17 protein-coding genes are annotated in these 21,008 nt (G+C 40.8%); all 17 read right to left on the reverse strand.

Annotation, left to right across the window (positions count from 1 at the left end; translation table 11 throughout):
- Positions 1–25 precede the first annotated feature (25 nt).
- Positions 26–1,105 (reverse strand): PTS sugar transporter subunit IIC, encoded by a 1,080-nt coding sequence (locus T543_RS02650; protein WP_035765403.1) that lies wholly within the window; start codon positions 1,103–1,105, stop codon positions 26–28.
- A 71-nt stretch (positions 1,106–1,176) separates the two neighbouring features.
- Entirely contained in the window at positions 1,177–2,373 is a 1,197-nt protein-coding gene (locus T543_RS02655; RefSeq protein ID WP_035765404.1) for an FprA family A-type flavoprotein, read from the reverse strand.
- A gap of 102 nt (positions 2,374–2,475) precedes the next feature.
- Positions 2,476–4,062 (reverse strand): NAD(P)/FAD-dependent oxidoreductase, encoded by a 1,587-nt coding sequence (locus tag T543_RS02660; protein ID WP_035765406.1) that lies wholly within the window; start codon positions 4,060–4,062, stop codon positions 2,476–2,478.
- Between the two features lie 58 nt (positions 4,063–4,120).
- Positions 4,121–6,091, reverse strand: a complete 1,971-nt coding sequence (locus T543_RS02665; protein WP_051638479.1) for an ATP-binding response regulator — start codon at positions 6,089–6,091, stop codon at positions 4,121–4,123.
- Between the two features lie 19 nt (positions 6,092–6,110).
- Positions 6,111–6,728 carry a YdcF family protein gene (locus T543_RS02670; protein ID WP_035765409.1) on the reverse strand — a complete coding sequence of 206 codons (618 nt, stop codon included), beginning with the start codon at positions 6,726–6,728 and terminating at the stop codon, positions 6,111–6,113.
- Between the two features lies 1 nt (position 6,729).
- Positions 6,730–7,242 carry a flavin reductase gene (locus T543_RS02675; protein WP_035765412.1) on the reverse strand — a complete coding sequence of 171 codons (513 nt, stop codon included), beginning with the start codon at positions 7,240–7,242 and terminating at the stop codon, positions 6,730–6,732.
- 49 nt (positions 7,243–7,291) lie between these two features.
- Entirely contained in the window at positions 7,292–7,795 is a 504-nt protein-coding gene (locus T543_RS02680; RefSeq protein ID WP_035765415.1) for a GreA/GreB family elongation factor, read from the reverse strand.
- 133 nt (positions 7,796–7,928) lie between these two features.
- Positions 7,929–8,864, reverse strand: a complete 936-nt coding sequence (gene fba, locus T543_RS02685) for a class II fructose-1,6-bisphosphate aldolase (protein WP_035765418.1) — start codon at positions 8,862–8,864, stop codon at positions 7,929–7,931.
- A 95-nt stretch (positions 8,865–8,959) separates the two neighbouring features.
- On the reverse strand, positions 8,960–10,432 hold the full coding sequence (locus tag T543_RS02690) for an MBOAT family O-acyltransferase (protein ID WP_035765420.1): 1,473 nt from the start codon (positions 10,430–10,432) through the stop codon (positions 8,960–8,962).
- Positions 10,433–10,445: 13 nt separating this feature from the next.
- Positions 10,446–11,927, reverse strand: a complete 1,482-nt coding sequence (locus tag T543_RS02695; RefSeq protein WP_035765423.1) for a TroA family protein — start codon at positions 11,925–11,927, stop codon at positions 10,446–10,448.
- 17 nt (positions 11,928–11,944) lie between these two features.
- Positions 11,945–14,050 carry a glycoside hydrolase family 13 protein gene (locus tag T543_RS02700; RefSeq protein ID WP_035765426.1) on the reverse strand — a complete coding sequence of 702 codons (2,106 nt, stop codon included), beginning with the start codon at positions 14,048–14,050 and terminating at the stop codon, positions 11,945–11,947.
- Positions 14,051–14,271: 221 nt separating this feature from the next.
- Positions 14,272–16,194: an ATP-dependent zinc metalloprotease FtsH gene (ftsH, locus tag T543_RS02705; RefSeq protein ID WP_051638480.1), complete on the reverse strand. Its 1,923-nt coding sequence runs from the start codon at positions 16,192–16,194 to the stop codon at positions 14,272–14,274.
- A 30-nt stretch (positions 16,195–16,224) separates the two neighbouring features.
- Positions 16,225–16,749, reverse strand: coding sequence for a hypoxanthine phosphoribosyltransferase (hpt, locus tag T543_RS02710; RefSeq protein WP_035765428.1), 525 nt, complete (start codon positions 16,747–16,749; stop codon positions 16,225–16,227).
- A 24-nt stretch (positions 16,750–16,773) separates the two neighbouring features.
- Positions 16,774–18,234 (reverse strand): tRNA lysidine(34) synthetase TilS, encoded by a 1,461-nt coding sequence (tilS, locus tag T543_RS02715; RefSeq protein ID WP_035765431.1) that lies wholly within the window; start codon positions 18,232–18,234, stop codon positions 16,774–16,776.
- Positions 18,234–18,551, reverse strand: a complete 318-nt coding sequence (locus T543_RS02720; protein ID WP_035765434.1) for an FtsB family cell division protein — start codon at positions 18,549–18,551, stop codon at positions 18,234–18,236. Before T543_RS02720 ends, tilS begins: the two co-directional genes overlap by 1 nt.
- 105 nt (positions 18,552–18,656) lie before the next feature.
- The gene (locus tag T543_RS02725) at positions 18,657–18,896 is read right to left on the reverse strand and encodes an RNA-binding S4 domain-containing protein (protein WP_035765437.1); all 240 of its coding nucleotides are present in this window, start codon (positions 18,894–18,896) and stop codon (positions 18,657–18,659) included.
- A 13-nt stretch (positions 18,897–18,909) separates the two neighbouring features.
- Complete coding sequence (locus T543_RS02730) at positions 18,910–20,991, reverse strand: PEGA domain-containing protein (protein WP_035765440.1); 2,082 nt, start codon at positions 20,989–20,991, stop codon at positions 18,910–18,912.
- Positions 20,992–21,008: the final 17 nt, after the last annotated feature.

Raw genomic sequence — 21,008 nt, forward strand, 5'->3', positions numbered from 1 at the left:
CTATTCTCTACTTTCCCGATATGGCTTATGAAAGCTTAAGGTCGCCTTCTTTTATCCAACCGATTTTTCTAAATCCCATTCCAAAAAGAGTTGTTAATACTGCAGGTAAAACAAAGCATATAAGAATAAGTCCGATCCAGTCCATAGCTGTAATCGATGCCTTTACTCCTGTTGCCACATCATTTACCCATCCGGCATATACTCCGATCTGTCCTACAAGTCCGCATGTTCCCATTCCTGATGCAACTGCGCTCGCAGGATCGTTCATCTGAAGGTGGAACACACATGTTGCAATAGGGCCTGTAATTGCACTTGTAAGAATCGGCGCGATCCAGATCTTGGGATTTTTAACTATATTGCCCATCTGAAGCATTGAGGTTCCGATTCCCTGTGAAACAAGGCCTCCCCACTTATTTTCCTTAAATGACATGAAAGCAAATCCTACCATCTGTGCGCAACATCCAGCAACAGCTGCTCCTCCTGCAAGTCCTGTAAGTCCAAGTGCCGCACAGATAGCTGCTGATGATATAGGAAGCGTAAGCGCTATTCCAACTACCACAGATACTACTATGCCCATGAGGAATGGCTGCTGATCGGTTGCCCACATTACTACTCTTCCCACAGAAGAAGCCGCTGTCCCGATTGCAGGTGCAATAAGATATGCCATGCCAAGTCCTACAAGGATTGTAGTAATGGGTGTCACAAGAATATCAACCTTGGTCTCACCTGCTACTGCTTTTCCACATTCAGCAGCTATAACTGCTATAAACAAAACGGCAAGCGGTCCGCCCGCTCCTGCTCCGCCTGTTAAAGTGGTACTACCAAGTGCATTTGCCGCATAACCAACAGTTACCAGTGAAAACAGTACAAGGGGCGGTGCCTGTAATGCGTAACCAATAGCAACTGCCATTGCCGCACCGCTCATCTGTGAAGCATAGCCGCCAACTTCTGTAAGCCAAACTATGCCTAGCTGTTTTCCGATCGTGTTAAGAATTGTTCCTATAAGAAGAGATGCGAACAATCCCTGCGCCATAGCAGATAAGGCGTCAATACCATATCTTTTCCCCGAAATTACAATGTTTTTCCTTTTTAAAAACTCCTTCATGCCTTTTCTCCCTTTTTCTTTTTTTACACAGCAAAACTGCCGCTATATGCGGCAGTTTAACAGTCAATACATTATGCATTCACCACTGCATTTACAAAAGCTTCAAATTCCGGTTCATCCGTTTCATGCAGAGCACTCTTTATTGTGAGCATCGGCTCTACTATAGTAACGTTCTTTAACTTTGATAATTTTTCCGTGATCAGTTTGCCTGAAGCAGGTGCCCATGTTCCATTCTGGGCTATGGCAAAAGTTCTCCCCGAAACTCCCAGTGCCTCAAGATCTGATAAAAAGTTTTCCATCGGAATGTATATTCCATTGTTGTAGGTAGGGCAGAAGATCACTATCTTGCTGCATCTCCACACCTCTGATACAAGCTCTGAAGTATGTGTATCAGATACATCATATATTCTTACGTTCTTTCCGCTCTTTTCCCTTAAGTGGTCAGCTGCCTTCTGGGCTGCGCTCTTGGTGTGTCCATAGAGGCTTCCGTATATAACAACGATTTCATCATCTTCAGGTGTATAGGTGCTCCACTTCTGATACTTGTCTATAAACCATCCGATGTTTTCTCTCCAGATAGGTCCGTGAAGCGGGCAGATCACCTTGATATCAAGTCCCTGAGCCTTCTTTAATACTGCCTGCACCTGCATGCCGTATTTACCTACTATATTTGCATAATATCTTCTTGCTTCATCAAGGAATCTCTTTTCAAAATCGTACTCATCTGCAAATATTCCTGCATCTATTGCTCCAAAAGTTCCAAAAGCATCCGCACTAAAGAGCACCTTTGTTGCCTTGTCATAAGTAAACATTGCCTCCGGCCAGTGGACCATGGGAGCCATTACAAATGTAAGCTCATGCTTTCCAAGAGACAGGGTATCTCCTTCAGCTACAGTTACCTTTGCCTGATCGTTTAGTTCCGGGAAAAACTGTGAAAGAAATGTAAAGGTTTTTGCATTTCCAACAAGTGTAACTTCCGGATACATGGAAACTACCGTACTTATCTGTGAGCAGTGGTCAGGCTCCATGTGATCTATAACAAGATAATCAAGCTTTTTGTCCAAAAGGATTCCCTTCAGGTTTTCAAGGAACTGGTCTGATATAGAAATATCCGCTGTATCCAAAAGCGCTGTCTTTTCATCCATGATCACATAGCTGTTATAAGACACACCATCCTTTAAAGGGAAGATATTCTCAAATCTTGACAGCCTTCTGTCGCTTCCTCCAATCCAAAATGTATCGTCTGTCACCTTCTTGTAATTGATCAATGCTTTACCCTCCTCTGAAAAATATATTCTAAAAAATAATTGTCCATATACACAAATGGTGCCAGAATGCCCTTTTTAAGGGCACTTTGACACCTATTATTATCAATCTACTTCCAAAGTATTTTCTTCAGGAGATTCTTCTTTTGTACTCTCATGATATTCCTTCTCTGTGTTTACGCTCCAGATATTGCTTCTATCACGTGTTCCGCTGAGAATATTCTTAACGGTTTCAAATGATGTACACATAGAATGGTCTATATTGTTGTATCTGTGCTGACCATTTCTACCAACACAGTAGAGATTGTCAATTGTGTTGAGGTAATCAACCAGTTTATCCATCTCTTCGTATGTATCGAAGTATGCAGGATATGCCTTCTTAACTCTCTCTACATGATAATCGATAACCTGATCCTCTGAATCGATGAGGTTTATCTTAACCATCTCTGAAATTGCCATCTTAGCAAATTCATCATCGGTCATGCTCCACATATCATCGCCTTCATTGCAGAAGTACTCAAGTCCCATCCATACAGTATTATCAATGTCTTTTACAAGATATGGTGACCAGTTATTGTAAATCTGGAATCTTCCCATCTGCACGTTGCGGTCATGTACATAAACCCAGTTATCCGGAACTATATTTCCGATTGTCTTAACGTTTGTCTTGTTGATGAGATTAAGATGAGGAATAAGTACACCAAGTGTCATGTAGTCTCTGTAAGGAAGACCTGCTGCAATTCTTACGGGATCTGCAGGTACATCATTCATTCCTGCTACAAGATCCTTTATAGGCATTGAGCTTATAACATAATCACCTTCAACAGTTACTTCCTTGCCATCCTGAAGGTATGTAACACCTGTGAGATGGTCGCCATCCTTGTTTATCTTAACAACTTTGGCATTCTTTATTATCTTTCCGCCCTTCTTCTCTATCTCGGAAGCTGTTACATCCCAAAGCTGTCCGGGACCGAGTTTCGGGTAGCTGAACTCTTCTATAAGTGATGTCTCTACCTTACCGCCTGTCTTGCCGCTCTTTTTCTTAAATGCGTTGGCAAGAACAGCCATAATTGAAACGCCCTTAACTCTCTGAGCGCCCCAACTGGGATCTATCTGGCTGGGATGTCTTCCCCAAAGATTCTCTGTGTAATGCTCAAAGAACATTGAATACAGCTTTTTACCAAATCTGTTCACGTAGAAATCTTCAAGTGAATTTTCCTTGCGCTTAAATATCATAGCCTTAAGATATGAGAAACCTGCAACTATTGTGGTTCCAAGTCCCATATTAGTAAATGTCTCAACCTTAAGGGTTATAGGATAATCAAAGAATTTGCTGTTGAAGAATATTCTTGAAATACGATTTCTTCTAAGCATTACCCTGTCTTCAATTTCAGGATCCGGTCCACCCGGATTGAGTGATGAAGGGCGCTTTAAAACTATATCGTCATAGGATGCACTGCCCTGTCTGGGAAGCATATTATCCCACCATTCATTTACTTCGGGAACCTTAGAGAAAAATCTGTGTCCGCCCATATCCATGCGGTTTCCCTTGTACTCAACTGTGCGGGAAATACCACCGAACTTGTCAGTCTCCTCAAAGATTACTACCTCTATATCATTTGATTTTGTAAGAAGCTCATAAGCTGCTGTCAGACCTGCCGGACCAGCACCAATGATCAACGCTTTTTTCATGACTAATCTTATCTCCGTTTTTTCTTATTCAGTATTATATAATATCATGTATAAATTTTTATGTCGACCGCTTATTACCTATAATATTAACAATCGTTTCCTCCATCAGCTTAATATCAATAGGTTTTGCAACATGTGCATTCATTCCGGCACCAAGGGCCTTTTGCACATCATCGGCAAATGCATTCGCAGTCATTGCTATTATCGGTATTTCCCGGGCATCCTCTCTTTCAAGTTCTCTGATAGCTTTTGTAGCCTCATAGCCGTCCATGACCGGCATCTGAATATCCATAAGGATCGCATCATAATACCCGGGCTTTGCATCTGAAAACATCTTTACCGCTTCAAGTCCGTTCACTGCCCTCTCTGTAACAGCACCTTCCATATTCAGAAGTTCTATTAATATGTCTGCATTTATTTCATTATCTTCGGCCGCAAGAAGCCTCATTCCGCCTATCTTACTTATCTGCCTTATATTTGAAGAGCTTGTCCTGTTTACAATATCCTCAATAAGCTGTTTAAAAGTAGACATGAAAAACGGTCTCTGCAAAAAGTCGTAAATTCCCGATTCTCTTGCTTCATCCGCAACCTCCTCCCAATCCTCTGTTAAAAGAAGGAGTATCGGCGATGATAATAGTTTTTTCTCATGTATCCTCTGTGCCAGCTCAAAGCAGCTAAGGCTCATTATCTGCATTCCAAGGATTATTACGTCAAATCCCTTTTTATCTCTGTCACTTACCTCTATAAGATGGAGAGCTTTATATCCGCTAGTTGAGAAGAAGACCTCGACACCTGTATCCTTAAGCGCTGTCTCTATCTTGGCACACTCATTTACATCATTATCTATTACCAGTATCCTGTGGATTCCGTGGTTTTTCCAGAAGTCGCCTTTATTCTGGTCTACTCCCTGAAGGCGGATCATTATGTCAAACGTAGAACCAATTCCCTCTTCCGAGCTGACGTTTATTGTTCCTCCCATCATTTCTACCAGATTCTTGGCAATTGCCATTCCAAGTCCCGTTCCCTGAATTTCAGTTGCTTCAACCTTCTTTTCTCTGGTGAAGGCGTCAAATATCGTCTCCTGGAAAGCTTTACTCATTCCAATTCCGTTATCTTTTATTGAAAAGTGTACGTCCCAATATTCACCGGTTGCATTTTTTGACTCATCTATTGAAAATACGATCGTGCCGCCAACAGGCGTATACTTTACCGCATTTCCCAGGACATTTACGAGTACTTCATTTATCCTTTGCTTGTCGCCTATGAATATATCCTGCTGCATCCCTCCGGAGTGAATCTGATAATCCTGCTGTTTTGCCTTTGCCTGAAAAGCTATTACCGAATTAACCTCTTCAAGTAATAATCCAAGCGCAAACTCCTCCTGAGAAAGCTTCGACTGTCCGCTCTCAATCTTACTCATATCAAGAACATCGTTTAATAAAGATAGAAGGTTCTGGCAGGCAAGTCCTATCTTATGTGTATAGTCTCTTACTTTTTGGGGATTCTCCGAATTTTTTGCGATAAGAAGATTGAAGTTGGTTATCGCATTCATGGGAGTTCTGAAATCGTGAGACATGTTGGCAAGAAAGCTTGTCTTTGCGTCATTTGCAGATTTTGCCACTTCTACCATCGCTTCCATCTGCTTATTTCGCGTAACTTCCTCGGTCTTATCTATCCAGACAAGCAGATACCTGTCCTTTTCCTTAAAAATAACGTGCTTAATTGTGCCTTTAAAGTAGCGTATCTCTCCGCTTTCTTCATTAAATACTTCAAGAACATCAGCAGATAAGGTATCTTCAAGTTCAAGTTTTTTAAGGACAGCGATAAGATCTGTGGGATCTCCGGCATATTTTTTGCCGACATTAAGAAGTACCCTTATGTCATCCATAATGGTATCCCTGCTTATCCCTACCAGCTGCGTTACGTTTTTGGTAAGAAAATCCGCCTTGTAATCTTCAAGATTAAAAATAGCAGCTATGGACTTATTTTTTTCTACTACATAGTCGAAAAAACTAACAAGATCCTCCACGGTGTCCCTCTTCCTTTTTCTACCTCTTTTCGTACATTTCGCTACCTTGGAAATATTCTCCGCACTTCCTTAGTTCGCCAAGTACAAGATTGTAGCCTTTTTGTGTATCAATCCACGTATTTATCGTTATTCCCCGTGTATCAACAGGGCAAACTGTTATCTCTATGTCTTTTAGTTCACACTGAAATGTCATGAGTGCTCTTCTTGCATGAAAAGCCTGACAGCACAAAATAATATGCTTAACATCTTTAAAGCACTCTTTTTCTCTTATCATCTTTGATACGAAAATTGCATTTTCAAAAGTACTGGTCGCCTTTTCCTCGAGATAAACTGCTTCCCCCGGAACCCCGTTTTCTTCCATTATCTTTTTTAGATATGAAGCTTCTGTCTTTTCTCCAAGGCAGTTGTTGCCATCTCCTGTAAAGACCTTAAATTCCTCATATAGGCTCTCATAGGTAAAATAATAGTTGCCGGATACAAGGATTCTTTCAGAATAGCCGTCCTTATAAAGCTCTGCGGCATGAATTCCCAGCTCTTTTATAGGAGCGCCGGGAACAACTATCAGATCGGCTTTTTGGGGTTCATCTTTTTTGAATATGAAATTTCCTATATCTCTAAATGATAATTCGTTATACATTTTACCTGATCATTACCTGTTTTATTTCAGCGATATAAATGTAATGATAATCTCCATTTCTGTAATTATCCGCAATAAGTCTTCCACTCACAAAGTTCTCTTCCTTCATAAGCTGCTTATACAATATCTTGCATACGATCACGTTGTCCGCTTCATCTATAAACGGAACTTCATCTTCATAATAATTGACCGTAAGTTTGGCATTTTCAATCTTATCTTCGTCACGCCCTGAGACGCTGCCACAATACTTTTTCACATAGTTAAATTCACTTTTGTTAAGAAAAGAGAGCGAGAATTTCTTGTTCGCATCCATAAATTCCTTGGTATATCTGCTTTCTCTCACATAAACTATAGCGCAGGTTTTATCCCACACATAAGTGACTCCGCCCCATGAAACTGTCATGGTATTGCATTTGTCTTTATTTCCTGCGGTCAGAAGAGCCCATGTGTCTCCTCCAAAGCGGAAGGCTCCTTCCAATATTTCATCTAGTTCAACAGGTTGAAATACGTGCATATAGTCCTCCTTTTCGTAGGCAATAGCCTTGTGAGAGTTGTTTATATGTTTAGAAATCCCTAAGCTTATCCTCTTCTGTAAGCTCGGTATTTTCTATCTTCGTAATGGTCAGGTCATAGCTGTAATCTTTACTTACTTCTATTGTGAGCTTTTCTCCTACCTTATGCCCCATGAGCTGCTTTCCAAGTGGTGATTCTACACTTATAAGTCCTTTAAGAGCATTCCCTCTCATGGTCGTAACTATTTTATATACTTCTTCGCTTCCATCCTCTTCGATTCTAACCGTTACTGTCTTATTCATTCCGACTTCATCTTCTGCGCTTGAATCATCGATGATCTCTGCCGTTTTTATCATTCTCTCAAGGAAACGGATCCTGCTTTCATTTTGATTTTTGGCCTTTTTAGCTGCATAGTACTCAAAGTTCTCACTTAAGTCTCCCTGAGCCCTTGCCTCCTTAACGTCTTCAAGAAGTTCTTTCCTGACAACGGCTTTTCTATGCTCTATCTCAGCCTCCATGTCCTCTATATCTTTTTTTGTTAACTGATTATGCATTTCTTACACCTCACTACGTACAGTTAAATTAATTTTACACGATTTTCTTTTGCAAAAAAAGTGAATAAATCATAAAAAAGCTGCCATGGATGATAAAACCATGGCAGCCTCTAAAGGTCTTATATTATTTAAATCAAGCCTTGCCGTCTGATCCAAGAACATTGATGATCTTGTCGTGAACGATTTCCTTAACATAAGCACGGCCGTCGCCAAGATACTGACGAGGATCGAAGTGCTCAGGATGCTCAGCGAAGTGCTGACGGATACCTGCTGTCATACCAAGACGAAGATCTGAATCAATGTTGATCTTGCAAACTGCGCTCTTAGCTGCTGCTCTGAGCTGCTCATCCGGAATACCAATAGCATCCTTCATAGCGCCGCCGTTTTCATTGATGATTCCAACGTACTTCTGAGGAACTGCTGAAGAACCGTGAAGAACGATCGGGAATCCGGGAAGTCTCTTAACAACTTCCTCAAGGATATCAAGACGAAGCTTAGGATCCTGGCCGGGCTTAAACTTGAATGCACCGTGGCTTGTTCCGATTGCGATAGCAAGTGAATCAACACCTGTGCGCTTCATGAAGTCTTCAACCTGATCGGGATTTGTGTACTGTGCAGCATCATCTGCTACGTTAACATCATCTTCAATACCAGAAAGTGTACCAAGCTCAGCCTCTACAACACAGCCTTTCTCGTGAGCATAATCTGCTACCTTCTTGGAAAGTTCAATGTTTTCTTCATAAGGCTTTGAAGAAGCATCGATCATAACAGATGTGAATCCGTTGTCGATACACTCCTTACAAATCTCGAAGCTTGCACCGTGATCAAGGTGAAGAGCGATCGGAATAGATGTAGCCTCACAAGCTGCCTTAACCATGTTTACAAGGTAAGGGAACTGTGCGTACTTGATAGCACCCTGAGAGCACTGAAGAATAACGGGGGATTTAAGCTCGTCACAAGCCTCTGTAATAGCCTGGATGAACTCCATGTTGTTGATATTAAATGCACCAACAGCATATCCACCATCGTATGCTTTTTTAAACATCTCAGTAGTTGTAACTAATGGCATAATTTGTACCACCTTTCGTATAATTTGTTAACAAAATAACTAGAAATATTATAGCTCAAATTCATAGAAGGTTACAAGATTTTTTACTGTTTCCATCAAAAGCTTGAGTAGATAAATGATGAGGCATCATAGCCGGGTCCCCATACTCCACACGTAATAACGAATACAGCGGCCACAATATAGATGACCCATCTCATCCAAAGTCCCTGTTTATTGATATTTTCCCTGACAATGATCCCTCTGTAATTGCATACGTCAACAATAAACAGAACTATTAAGGATCCAATCATCAGATAAACATCCGGAGCTGACAGTCCAAGTGAAATAAGGGTTCCATCTGTTATTATCCAGGGCGATATCGTCCACATATTCTTAAGGATAAATGCAGCCTGAGCAAAGCTCTCTGCTCTGAAGAATACCCATCCGATATTTACCAGCATAAATGTCACAAAAATCTTGATAAATTTATGTGAAAAGCTCTCTCTGTCTATGTTAAACACATCTACAAGCTTATCTCTTAAAGGCTTTAGCAGAATTCCTGCAACCTGGAATAAGCCGTGGATAAGTCCCCACACAACAAAAGTCCATGCTGCTCCGTGCCAGAGACCACTTACTGCAAATACGATCATCAGGTTTATGAGTTTTCTGGTAAGTCCCTTCCTGTTTCCGCCAAGAGGAATATAGATGTAATCCCTAAACCATGTCGAAAGAGATATATGCCATCTTCTCCAGAACTCTGCAACAGATCCCGACAGATATGGATTTTTAAAGTTATCCATAAGTTTAATTCCCATAAGCTTTGCTGTACCTATGGCAATGTTTGAATAGCCCGCAAAATCACAGTATATCTGAAGTGTATAACACAGTGTGGCAAGGAACAGAACTCCGCCATCCCTCTGCTCATAATTTGCATATACGCTGTTTACAACCGTAACAAGTCTGTCAGCGATTATTATCTTCTGGAAATATCCCCACAATATCAAGAGCGCAGCATCTTTTATATCATCCATAGAAACTTTTTTGGGACTCACATACTGAGGCAGCATATTTGAAGCTCTCTCAATAGGTCCTGCCGATATCTGCGGAAAAAATGAAATAAATGTCGCAAGTCTTAAGTAGTTGTTTTCAGGCTCTATTTTTCCCATGTAGCAGTCAGCAATATATCCAATCGCCTGAAACAGATAAAATGATATTCCGGCAGGAAGGATGATATTTAGAACGGGAGCTGTCTCAGATAGCTTAAAGAAAGACTGAATGCTACTCACAGTATCCATGAGAAAACCTGTGTATTTAAAATACCCAAGCATCAAAACAAGTATCGTTATCGATGATACAAGGACAGCCTTTTTCTTTGATCTGTCGCCGTTTTCTCCTCCTACGGCTCTTCCGGCCACATAAGCTACAACAGTAACGAAAAGTAGCAAAATAAGGAACTTACCGTTTAGCTTATAGTAAAATCCCCAGCTGGCTGCAAGAAACCAGATATATCTGTATTTTTGCGGAATAATGCATGTGATCAAACATGCTGATAGTATGAATATCAAAAACTCCAATGATACAAACTGCATCACTTTCCCCCCCTTAATCCGATAAGTAGTCGTAAGTAAATTTATCACAATTGTAGTATTGGTGCGCTTTTACCTGTCCCTTTTTAAAGAACAGCATCTGTACATCTGTGTAAGCGTAAGCATCCGAATACAGATAATTTGTCTCGAAGTCATCGTTTATATATAGCATTCTGTAGATATCGCCGCCTGCTCCGTAGCTTAGATCTCCTTTAGACGTTGAAACTGTTTGCAAATCCATCTCTCCTGCAAACTCTGTTACATTTCCCTTATCTGAGATGAAAATATACGGTGCTTTTGTCTCTATGGCTCTATCCAGGACTTCGCCTGCTCCCATAGCCTTTAGTTCCTTCATAAATACAGTATCGTAAAAGCTCTTTGATCCGCCTTTAATGCTTATAGCAAAGGTCTGCTTATTCTGAAGAAGCTGCATGTATAGTCCGCTCGTATATATGTCTTCATTGCCTGTTAGCATCTTTTTCATATTGTCATAGTACTCATCAGCACAGCTCTGCCAGACCTGATATTCAGGATCATCTCTATGGTCGGGAAGATCAAGATTTTCTGCTATGAAATTCTCAAGGCATTTTGTAACCTTATCTGCTCCTATTACATTGAGGTGTCCGGCATCCTTGAAGTCCATGTCATAGTCGACAAGCCCTTCCATATCAAGCATGTTGATAGAATATACTCCATACTCATCTGCAATCTGCTCAGCCGTTTTGGCAGCCTGCTGATTTTCCTCCATGGCAAGGAACGGAAGGGTCATTACAACCACCTCTATGCCCTGCGCCTTACACTCTTCTATGATCCTTCTTAGATACGTCGTACCTACTGTTTCTCCCGGAAGTCCTCCGGTATCAAGGTCAGTATATTCAAAATCATAGCCATGGATGTTATAGAGCATATCGGCACCCATAAGGGTATTTATCTTTGATGTGCCGCTTAGTCTTTTTACATCATCTGAAGTGATCTCTTTCCATCTGTCATGATAAACGATAAAGTCGAAAAGATACTGCATCTTTATGTCCTTATCCTCTATCATGTCATTTATCGCCTGCACCTTGGTTTTTCCAAGTGGAAATCTGTCTATATTAAGGTGCAGCTCATCGCTTGTAACATTCGCATTTGGATCGTCTATATAGCGAATGTCGTTTTCCAGCATATATGCGTCTACAAACACAACCTTGGGCTTACAATAATCAAGAGCCAGCTTCATTTGCCAGTAACTGGACATCAGAACACTGCCGTAACCTCCCAGATTATATGCTGTAACGCCCAGATCCTCATATAATTCAATCGGATTTATTCCGTTTATTACATGGGATGATCCAATAATAAATGCATCAATGTGGTTCTTTTTGGCCTCCCTTACAAACATTTCATTTTTCTCATAACTTGATTTTCTCTCAACAACGAGACTTACCGCAAACAAGCATGAAAAAAACAGGATCAGAAATATAACTGTTTTTAATAAATTCCCTAATTTCCCCTTCATACACCCTCTCAATATCTTTACATTTTAAAGAAGTTTGTAGACCAGAAGGCCTCCTCATTTACTGCTGTTATTCTGCTGTACTGCAGAACCACTGCGGACTGGGCACCGTATGTCCTTACAAGCTTTCCGTTTTTTATGTTATAGCACAGTTTATCCGTCTTAAATCCCTGCCTGCTGCTCTCCATAACTCTTATAAGTCTTGCTTCCATCGGTATTCCCAAAGGAGTAACGTCTATCTCCTTAATTGTCTCATACTCTCCGCAATTTATAACCACTATTGTGGCGCAAATTCTGTTAAATCTGCCGTATGCAAGAATATTATCTCCGGCATCAAGCTTTCTTAGTGAGCCTGTCCTTAATTCCATATTTGACTTGTGGATATGGATCATTTCCCTGTGAAAATCGATCATGTCAATATCTTCAAGTCCCCATGGATATGTTCTTCTGTTATCGGGGTCGGTAAAACCGCATACTCCCGCTTCATCACCATAATAGATCGTGGGAGCTCCCGGCCATGTCATTTGCAGTACTACGGCCTGCCTCATAACTGCCTTGTTCACGCCTGCTTCAGCTGCTGCAAAGCCTAAGTTGCTACATCTTCCCACCATTTTGTTAGTTCTTGTAAGAAATCTTGAATGGTCATGGTTTGACAGCTCGTTCATAGCAACCTGAAGCGATGAGCATACAAAATTCTCCGACATTGCTTCGGTCATTCTTATCCAGAATGCTTCTACATTACCAACCAGATCTTCCCGATAATCATCACTGTGCTTTTCCATTCCTGTAAGAAGATAGGAAACCGGCTCCATAAAGGCATCGTAGTTCATTACACTGTCCCACTCATCTCCTCGCAGCCAGTTCTCTGCAATTCCATAGTGCTCAGCAAGAATAAGTGCATCCGGCTTTACTCTCTTTACAGCTTTTCTGAATTTTTTCCAGAATTCATGATTATATTCGGAAGAATGTCCAAGGTCTGCTGCCACATCCAGTCTCCATCCGTCCGCATTATAAGGCTCTGACACCCATTTTTCTGCGATTTTCAGGATGTAATCCTCGAGAGCTTTACTGCCTTCATAGTTTAATTTAGGCAGTGTATCGTATCCCCACCATCCATCGTAGTTTTCGTTATATGGCCATTTATCCTTATGGAATCCAAAAAAATCATGATATGGACTGTCCTTTGAAACATAAGCTCCCTTTTCATAATTCTTTGAGCCCTCATATATTCTCTCTTTGTCAAGCCACTTATTAAACGATCCACAGTGGTTAAACACTCCGTCAAGGATAACTTTTATTCCTCTTTTATGAGCTTCTTCAACTGTCTTTATAAAAAGCTCATCAGATGCTTCAAGGTTCTTAATATTCGTCACCCTGTCTATATATCTGGTGGCATCCTTATTATGCTCTCCATCCTCAAGGAGTTTTCCCTCATCAGATACGATCTTACCAAAATGAGGATCTATATGGTCATAGTCCTGAGTGTCGTATTTATGACTTGATGGTGATACAAATAGAGGATTGAAATATATAACATCTATTCCAAGATCCTTTAAATAATCCAGCTTATCTATAACTCCCTGCAGATCTCCGCCATAGAATTCCCGTATATCTCCTATAGGATCAGGATCCTTTCGCCAGTTCGTAACTCTTACTGATCTGCCACCAACGTATTCATATTCATCTGTTAAAACATCATTGTCAGGGTCACCGTTTCTGAATCTGTCTACAAAAATCTGATACATCACAGCGCCCTTGGCCCAATCAGGTGTGGAAAAATCCGGGATCAGTCGAAATTTCAATCTGTCCGGCATTACTGAAGTAGCCCCTCCCTGATCATAGTACAGAACCATGTCAGGTGATTTAATAACAAAATAGTAGTGGATCATTTTCTCATCTTCTGGGATTTCAACCTTTGCCATGTAATAGGCATTGTCATCCTCTATCTGATGAAGATCCATTTTATAATTTATTGTTTCTTTTCTTGTTTCCCAAATCAGACTAACATCTACCGCATCATCCTTGGAACACCTGAAATACAGGTAAGCCTTGCTTCCTGCCTTAGGTTCGGTAGGTTGTAAATAGTCCAATGTCATATCATGGAACAGTTTGTTCCTTGCTATCATAGAACAGCTCCTGCTAACTAATTTCCCCTTATATGCAAAAAAGACAGCTTAGGGATGCTGTCTTTTTTAGAGAAGGTATTTCTTTCTTATGGGTATAGCAAAAAACTTTAAATGTATTGGGGGTTACGTGATTATATTATCACTCGATTATATTATCGTAAATGCTCACATTTCACAAAATAACCAAAAACCCCTACAGCTTTTTGTAAGTATTGCACAAGTCAAATCTTATCCGCAAGTGCAACTACATCCTCCACAAAAGAATCAGCTTTATTTGTATCAATCGCAGAACTTGATGACAGTCCAGTGCCTTCTACAGAGCGAAGTTCGAACAGATCCTCAAATTCTTTGCGGCCAATTTTTTCTTTTTCTATTAAGAGATTGGCACATTTGTGCAATACATCTTCATGGCTCTTAATTATTTCCTTCGCCTTGCTGTAGCAAAGATCGATGATCACCTTGACCTGCTTATCGATCTCACCCGCCATAAGCTCGGAATTTCTCTTGTTGTGCTGAATATCATATCCAATAAATACATCCTCTTCCTGTTCGTTGTAATTGATGATACCTATTGTCTTTGACATTCCGTATACAGTAACCATCTTCCTTGCGATACTGGTTGCTTTCTGGATATCGCTTGAAGCACCTGTTGTGATATCGCCAAATATGATCTCTTCGGCTATTCTTCCTCCAAGTGCAACCATTATCTCCTGCAGCATCTTGCCCTTTGTAAGGAACATTTCGTCCTTCTCGGGAAGAGGCATTGTATATCCTGCAGCACCAACGCCTGTGGGAATTACCGATACCGTGTATACAGGTCCAACATCAGGAAGCACATGATACAAAATAGCATGCCCTGCTTCGTGATAAGCAGTGATCTTCTTTTCCTTGTCTGAAATGATATGACTGCGTTTTTCTGTTCCAATACCAACCTGAACAAAAGCTTTCTGAATATCCTTCTGCTGAATATAATTGCGGTTATCCATAGCTGCATTTATCGCAGCCTCATTAAGAAGGTTCTCAAGGTCAGCACCTGTAAAACCTGCTGTAGTCTGAGCAATGCTTGATAATTCAACATCCTCGGCAAGAGGTTTGTTCTTGGCATGAACCTTAAGGATCTCTTCTCTTCCTCTTACGTCGGGTCTTGCTACAGTTATCTTTCTGTCAAAACGTCCGGGTCTTAATATAGCGGGATCAAGAATGTCCACACGGTTTGTTGCAGCCATTACGATGATTCCTTCATTTACTCCAAATCCGTCCATCTCAACAAGGAGCTGGTTAAGAGTCTGCTCTCTTTCATCGTGTCCGCCGCCCATACCGGTTCCGCGTCGTCTTGCAACTGCATCTATCTCATCGATAAATATGATACAAGGTGAGTTTTTCTTGGCATCAAGGAAAAGATCTCTTACTCTTGATGCACCTACACCGACAAACATTTCAACGAAATCCGAACCGGAGATACTAAAGAACGGAACCCCTGCTTCACCTGCTACAGCTCTTGCAAGGAGTGTCTTACCTGTTCCGGGAGCACCCTCCAGCAGTACACCCTTGGGTATTCTTGCTCCTACTCTGGTAAACTTGGAAGCGTCCTTCAAAAACTCTATGATCTCAACAAGCTGTTCCTTTTCCTCAACAAGTCCGGCAACATCATCCAGCTTTATCTTATTATCGACGCCTGTGAATAAGCGGGCTCTGCTTTTTCCAAAGCTCATCATCCTGTTGTTTCCGGAAGACTGACCCTGGGCATTGTTCATCATAACAAATAAGAATACCAGCACCAAAAGTCCTACAAGTATCGGGATGATCAAACTAAGAAGAAGGTTCTGCCCCGGAACATCTCTCACTACAGGATCGACCTGATGCTCTACAAGAATCTCTTCAATAGCCGCTACATCCGTTACATATAAGAGCTTATTAGAGCCGTCTGTAAGAGTTATCTCAACAGCACCCGTAGGTGTTTCTTCATTTGGAATGATCTCAGCCGAATAAACCTTGTTATCTTCAAGGTCATCTATCAGCTGTCCTCTCGTATATGCAGCACCTGATCCTCCGTTTCTTACCTTTCCGTACTCAAGAAAAGCAAGTGCCAGAAGAAGTATTATTATAAGACCGAAATAAAAATTAAAGCCTTTGTTTTTACCCACTATTTTGTCCTCTTGATCTTAATATTTGAATTAATCGAATTCAACCACTCCGATGTAAGGAAGATTTCTATATCTCTGATCGTAGTCAAGACCGTAGCCTACAACAAACTCATCAGGAATCTCAAATCCTGTGTAATCTACATGCACGTCCATAACTCTTCTCTCAGGCTTATCAAGAAGTGTGCAAAGCTTGATGCTTGCAGGGCCTCTGTCTCCAAGCATTTTAAGCAGATAGCTGAGAGTTCTGCCTGAATCCACGATATCTTCAACTACGAGAACATCCTTATCCTTAAGGGGTTCATCAAGGTCCTTAACGATCTTAACAACACCGCTTGACTTGGTAGATGAGCCATAGCTTGATGCTGACATGAAGTCCATTGTTACAGGAACTGTAATTCTCTTTGCAAGCTCACACATAAAGAATGTGCCGCCCTTAAGAACACATACAAGATGTACTGTCTTTCCTGCATAATCCTTACTGATCTGATCACCGATCTGCTGAATTCTCTTGTCTACTTCCTCTTCTGAAAGAAGAACTCTCACTGATTCTGCCATTACTGCCTCTCTTCCGGGAGAAACTCATCTCCCTTTAACTAACTGTAAACTTGTAACTTCTACTGCTAAAATCTGACTTGTACTCTCACCTATCTTGTATTTGTCATTCATACGAAATCCGGGGATCCATATAACTTCCTCATCATCCGCAAAAATGATCAGCTCTTCCCTCATATGTGCAGGGATTTTCTCATCGATCATTAGCTTTTTCAATGTCTTTGTCCCATTGGAAACTGAAATCCTGTCTCCCTTTTCTCTGGTCCTGAACGACATAGTATTATTTATTTTATCATAATCAAGCCATTTCGTATATTCTCCCGTCGGTATTTCTTTGGTATTGTCCGCAGGAAAAAGACACAGCCTGACTTCTCCAAGCCCCGGCAAATCGAAGGTTTCCTTGCCTTTTGTTGTAAGCTCATTTTTAGATATCCTTACCTTGCTATAGTTTCCTTTTTCTTTTTTGCCTCCGGTATTTTCTGTCTTATCTTTTTTACAAAAGCTCATCTTATTGTAAGCTCTTGTCACCGTTATCTTGTAAGGCAGGTCATAGCTTTTTGTTCCGGCACTATTCTCTGCCATCTCAATAAGAGCATCTATATGCGCTGCAGTAATATCCTTAATCCCCGGTAAAATCTCCTTTAGTGCAAGCATCATAAGTCTTTCTTTTACAAATGGTGAAATATCCTGCAGCTTATCAAGGTCAATTACGAGCTCTCCGTCTTTTGTGACAGATGAAGCATTAAGAACCAGCCTCGCCTTATCTTCAATATAATCATCTATATCTGACAAAAATGCTGCTGCCTCCGCAACATGCCTTACAGCGCCCTTGTTTATTTCCTTTTCTGCAACCGGAAGGATGTTATGCCTTATCCTGTTTCTTGTGAATTCATCCGTATTGTTACTCTGATCTACGCAAAAGTCCTGTCCGATAGAATGTAAGTATTCCTCAATTTCAGCTCTCGAAAGTGGCAGGATCGGTCTTATGATCGTATGATTTCCATGTTTTCTTACAGGTTTTATGCCTGATAATCCCTTAAGCTTCGTTCCTCGGAATAAATTGTGTAGCATGGTTTCAGCCTGATCGTTGGTATTATGGGCAGTTGCGATAAGGACCTTCGTTCCTTTTTCCTTCTCTATCTTATCAGCAATTTCCTCAAATGCCTTGTATCTTTCAATCCTTCCCGCTTCCTCTTCGGACAATCCGCTTTCCCTGAATATTCTGGGAATATCCACATCCTTTCTGTGAAAAGGTATGTTATATTTTTCGCACAGTTTTTCTACAAAAAAAGCCTCTCCTTCCGCTTCCTTCCGTATCATGTGGTTTATGTGTATTACCTCCAAATTAAAAGAAAGCTCCTTGGATAAGCTCATTAATATATAAAAAAGGCAGACAGAATCAGCGCCTCCGGAAACTCCGGCAAGCACTGTCTCTCCACCATTTATCATTTTTTCCTTATTTATGAAATTTCTTACTCTGTCAATCATTATTTACCGGCACCGCTATCCTTGAATATTATCTCTCCAGGATAAACAAGTCCCAATTTTTCCTTCGCTACTTCTTCGATATATTTTCTGGTTGTCGTATATGTTTCAAACTCAGCAATGTCTGCTGTTCTTTGTTCTTCACTCTCTATCTGAGTCTGAAGAGCAGTTATCCTGTCGTTATAGCTCTTTTGCTTCTGCAAAAGACCAACGCTCTTTATCGACACAACAACAAGCAGTAACAAAACTGCTACTGTAGCAAGCATCATTCCATATTTATTTTGCGTATTTGTCTGCTTGTATTTTGCTCTTACTGCCATTTTCCCTCATATCCAGAACCCGATTCTCGTTTTTTCGGATTCTCTCCCTATTTATATTCTAATACACACAGATTTAAGTGTCAATTTACCTCAGTTTCCGGCAATTTAAATATATCGATAAAGCGAAGATACATCCTCTTTATGGATAGTTTCTTTCACATCAAGGACTTCTACCTTCACATCCTTGTTGCCAAAGCCGATCGTGATGATGTCGCCTGCCTTAACTTCTGCTGATGCCTTGGCTACTCTGTCATTTATCATAACTCTCCCGGCATCGCAGGCATCATTGGCAACTGTTCTTCTTTTTATAAGTCTTGTAACTTTAAGGTATTTGTCTAATCTCATTAATTATCTCCAATTATCTTCTTCTATATCTGCTATTAATTACTGTGCTTGCAGCATTAGGAGAAGTCGACTCGCTATTGTCTCCTGTTGTTTTATCATCCTGCATATTTGTGCTATCGCCGTTAGTTCCGGCATTTTCACTACCCCAAGCGCCGGAAGGTGTATTTGCCGAGCTGTTTCCCGTGCCAGCTGATGTGGAACTTCCGGAATCACTTCCTGTTCCTGTATCTATATCATCTTTATTCTGACCGGAACTATCTGTAGAACTAGCGGTTCCCGGATTTTCAGGTACAGGGATTTCATTATCATCTGTATTTCCTGTGTCTGACGATCCGGTTCCTGTATTTCCCGTATTTCCTGTGTTACCGGTATCAGAAGAGCCGCTTCCGCTATTACCTGTATTAGAAGATCCGCTTCCAGTATCTTCTTTTCCGGAAGAATCACCTGTATCTGAACTATCACCGGAATCACCTGTATCATCCTTTTGAGGATCATCGCTTCCGGTATTTCCGCTATCTGAGCTCTCTTCTTTAACCTTCTTAAGGTCAGGGAAGGTATAAGTTACATTTGTCTTTTCCTTATCTACCTGAATAGTATAACTTCTGGTCTCATAGCCATCTCTTTGAAGTGTGACCATATGCTGTCCGGCATTTTTTTCAAAGCTGATCGGTATGATTCCTACGTAGTTACCGTCAAAATAGGCCTCTGCACCAATAGGAGCATCAAAAGATATCTTGTAACCTGTTATAGCATTTTCGTCCTCTTGTGAAGATGAAGAATCAGATGAACTCGATGTTGTTGATGTTGCTGAGGAATCTGATCCCGTAGATGTAGATGAGCTCGACGTATCTACTTCTACTGTCGTTGCTGCTGCGCTGCTGTCAACTCCTGCAGTTGTTGAAGTTGAGGATGATGCGCTACTTGCCGCTTTTTTAGTATTATTGGTAGTTGCCTCAGAGCTTGCCGAGGTTGATGTTTCCGGTACCTCGGGTATTGAAATTGAGGTTGATGAATCAGCACTCTCTTCTTCGCTTGCAGATTCAGATGTATCTGCATCATCTTCCTCTTCTTTTTCCTGATTTGGTTCAAGGTCTACAAAAATCGAAGCATCTTTTTCGCCAACCTTCAGGTACTTATCCACAGCGGTGTAACCATCAGCCATAACATGAAGGCTATGCTTCCCATAAGTAAAGCTGTGTGGCACTTCTGTTATTATCTCTTCGCCGTCCACAAAAACTCTTGCTTCTGAAGGTGTGACATAAAATGTAACATTACCTTCCTTTTCCTTCTGAATAGATACAACGCCTGTATCTATAACGGTCTCTTCATTTCTTGCAACAACAATTTCTGAATTAAGCTTAGCCCCGTTTCCTGAGATTGAGACATTATAGCTTCCTTCAGGTGCACTTATAAGCATATTTGGAGTAATTTTCCTTATAACTTCCTTATCGAGTTCTATCCATGCTCCAACCAGACTTCTGTCATCCACAACGTCTGATGAAAGGCTCACATATCCGTGTCCTCTCGTTACGACTATACTGTAGATTTCCTTGTCTATTCCGCTAACCCTTATGGTATCGGTGGGAAGGATATCTTCAGGATTTACAGCCTGATCATCAGCTATCAGAATGGTTTTTCTCGTAAGATGAAGAGTTTCTCCATTTATTTTTGCAGTCTGATCATCGCTTATAAGATTAAAATCTTTTACATTTTCCTTAACCCATGCTTCACCGGACACAACACAAGAATTTAAGTGCTTGGTGCCCTTTAAAAAGGTTATATCCACAACCTGTCCGATTGTCAAAAGAGTTGCAGAAATAGGTCTCCCATATATGTCATAAATATGAGTTGTGTTGTCATAGCTTAATGTATAATTTTTTCCAGTGTCGTGATTTCTAAACTGAATCGTCTTTGAATATGTATTTATCTGCTTTATAGAAGCTGTATCTGCAGAGTCATATTTTCCAAGGAGTGTTACCCTTGTTTTAGAATCGAACAAGTCCGACTCAGACGCTGCATATACGCTTAATGACTGCCCTAAAAAAACAGATGTTGTCATTATCATTGTAAGTAATAATCGCATTGTTTTTTTCATCAGTTTCCCCTCCGTCA

Source organism: Butyrivibrio sp. NC2002 (assembly GCF_000702265.1).
Taxonomy (GTDB): domain Bacteria; phylum Bacillota; class Clostridia; order Lachnospirales; family Lachnospiraceae; genus Butyrivibrio.

What these genes read in the sequence shown, in the direction of transcription:
- T543_RS02650 (WP_035765403.1), bottom strand. Translation starts at nt 1,105, where the DNA reads ATGAAGGAGTTTTTAAAAAGGAAAAACATTGTAATTTCGGGGAAAAGA.
- T543_RS02660 (WP_035765406.1), bottom strand. Translation starts at nt 4,062, where the DNA reads ATGAAAAAAGCGTTGATCATTGGTGCTGGTCCGGCAGGTCTGACAGCA.
- T543_RS02670 (WP_035765409.1), bottom strand. Translation starts at nt 6,728, where the DNA reads ATGTATAACGAATTATCATTTAGAGATATAGGAAATTTCATATTCAAA.
- T543_RS02675 (WP_035765412.1), bottom strand. Translation starts at nt 7,242, where the DNA reads ATGCACGTATTTCAACCTGTTGAACTAGATGAAATATTGGAAGGAGCC.
- T543_RS02680 (WP_035765415.1), bottom strand. Translation starts at nt 7,795, where the DNA reads ATGCATAATCAGTTAACAAAAAAAGATATAGAGGACATGGAGGCTGAG.
- fba (WP_035765418.1), bottom strand. Translation starts at nt 8,864, where the DNA reads ATGCCATTAGTTACAACTACTGAGATGTTTAAAAAAGCATACGATGGT.
- T543_RS02690 (WP_035765420.1), bottom strand. Translation starts at nt 10,432, where the DNA reads ATGCAGTTTGTATCATTGGAGTTTTTGATATTCATACTATCAGCATGT.
- T543_RS02695 (WP_035765423.1), bottom strand. Translation starts at nt 11,927, where the DNA reads ATGAAGGGGAAATTAGGGAATTTATTAAAAACAGTTATATTTCTGATC.
- T543_RS02700 (WP_035765426.1), bottom strand. Translation starts at nt 14,050, where the DNA reads ATGATAGCAAGGAACAAACTGTTCCATGATATGACATTGGACTATTTA.
- hpt (WP_035765428.1), bottom strand. Translation starts at nt 16,749, where the DNA reads ATGGCAGAATCAGTGAGAGTTCTTCTTTCAGAAGAGGAAGTAGACAAG.
- tilS (WP_035765431.1), bottom strand. Translation starts at nt 18,234, where the DNA reads ATGATTGACAGAGTAAGAAATTTCATAAATAAGGAAAAAATGATAAAT.
- T543_RS02720 (WP_035765434.1), bottom strand. Translation starts at nt 18,551, where the DNA reads ATGGCAGTAAGAGCAAAATACAAGCAGACAAATACGCAAAATAAATAT.
- T543_RS02725 (WP_035765437.1), bottom strand. Translation starts at nt 18,896, where the DNA reads ATGAGATTAGACAAATACCTTAAAGTTACAAGACTTATAAAAAGAAGA.
- T543_RS02730 (WP_035765440.1), bottom strand. Translation starts at nt 20,991, where the DNA reads ATGAAAAAAACAATGCGATTATTACTTACAATGATAATGACAACATCT.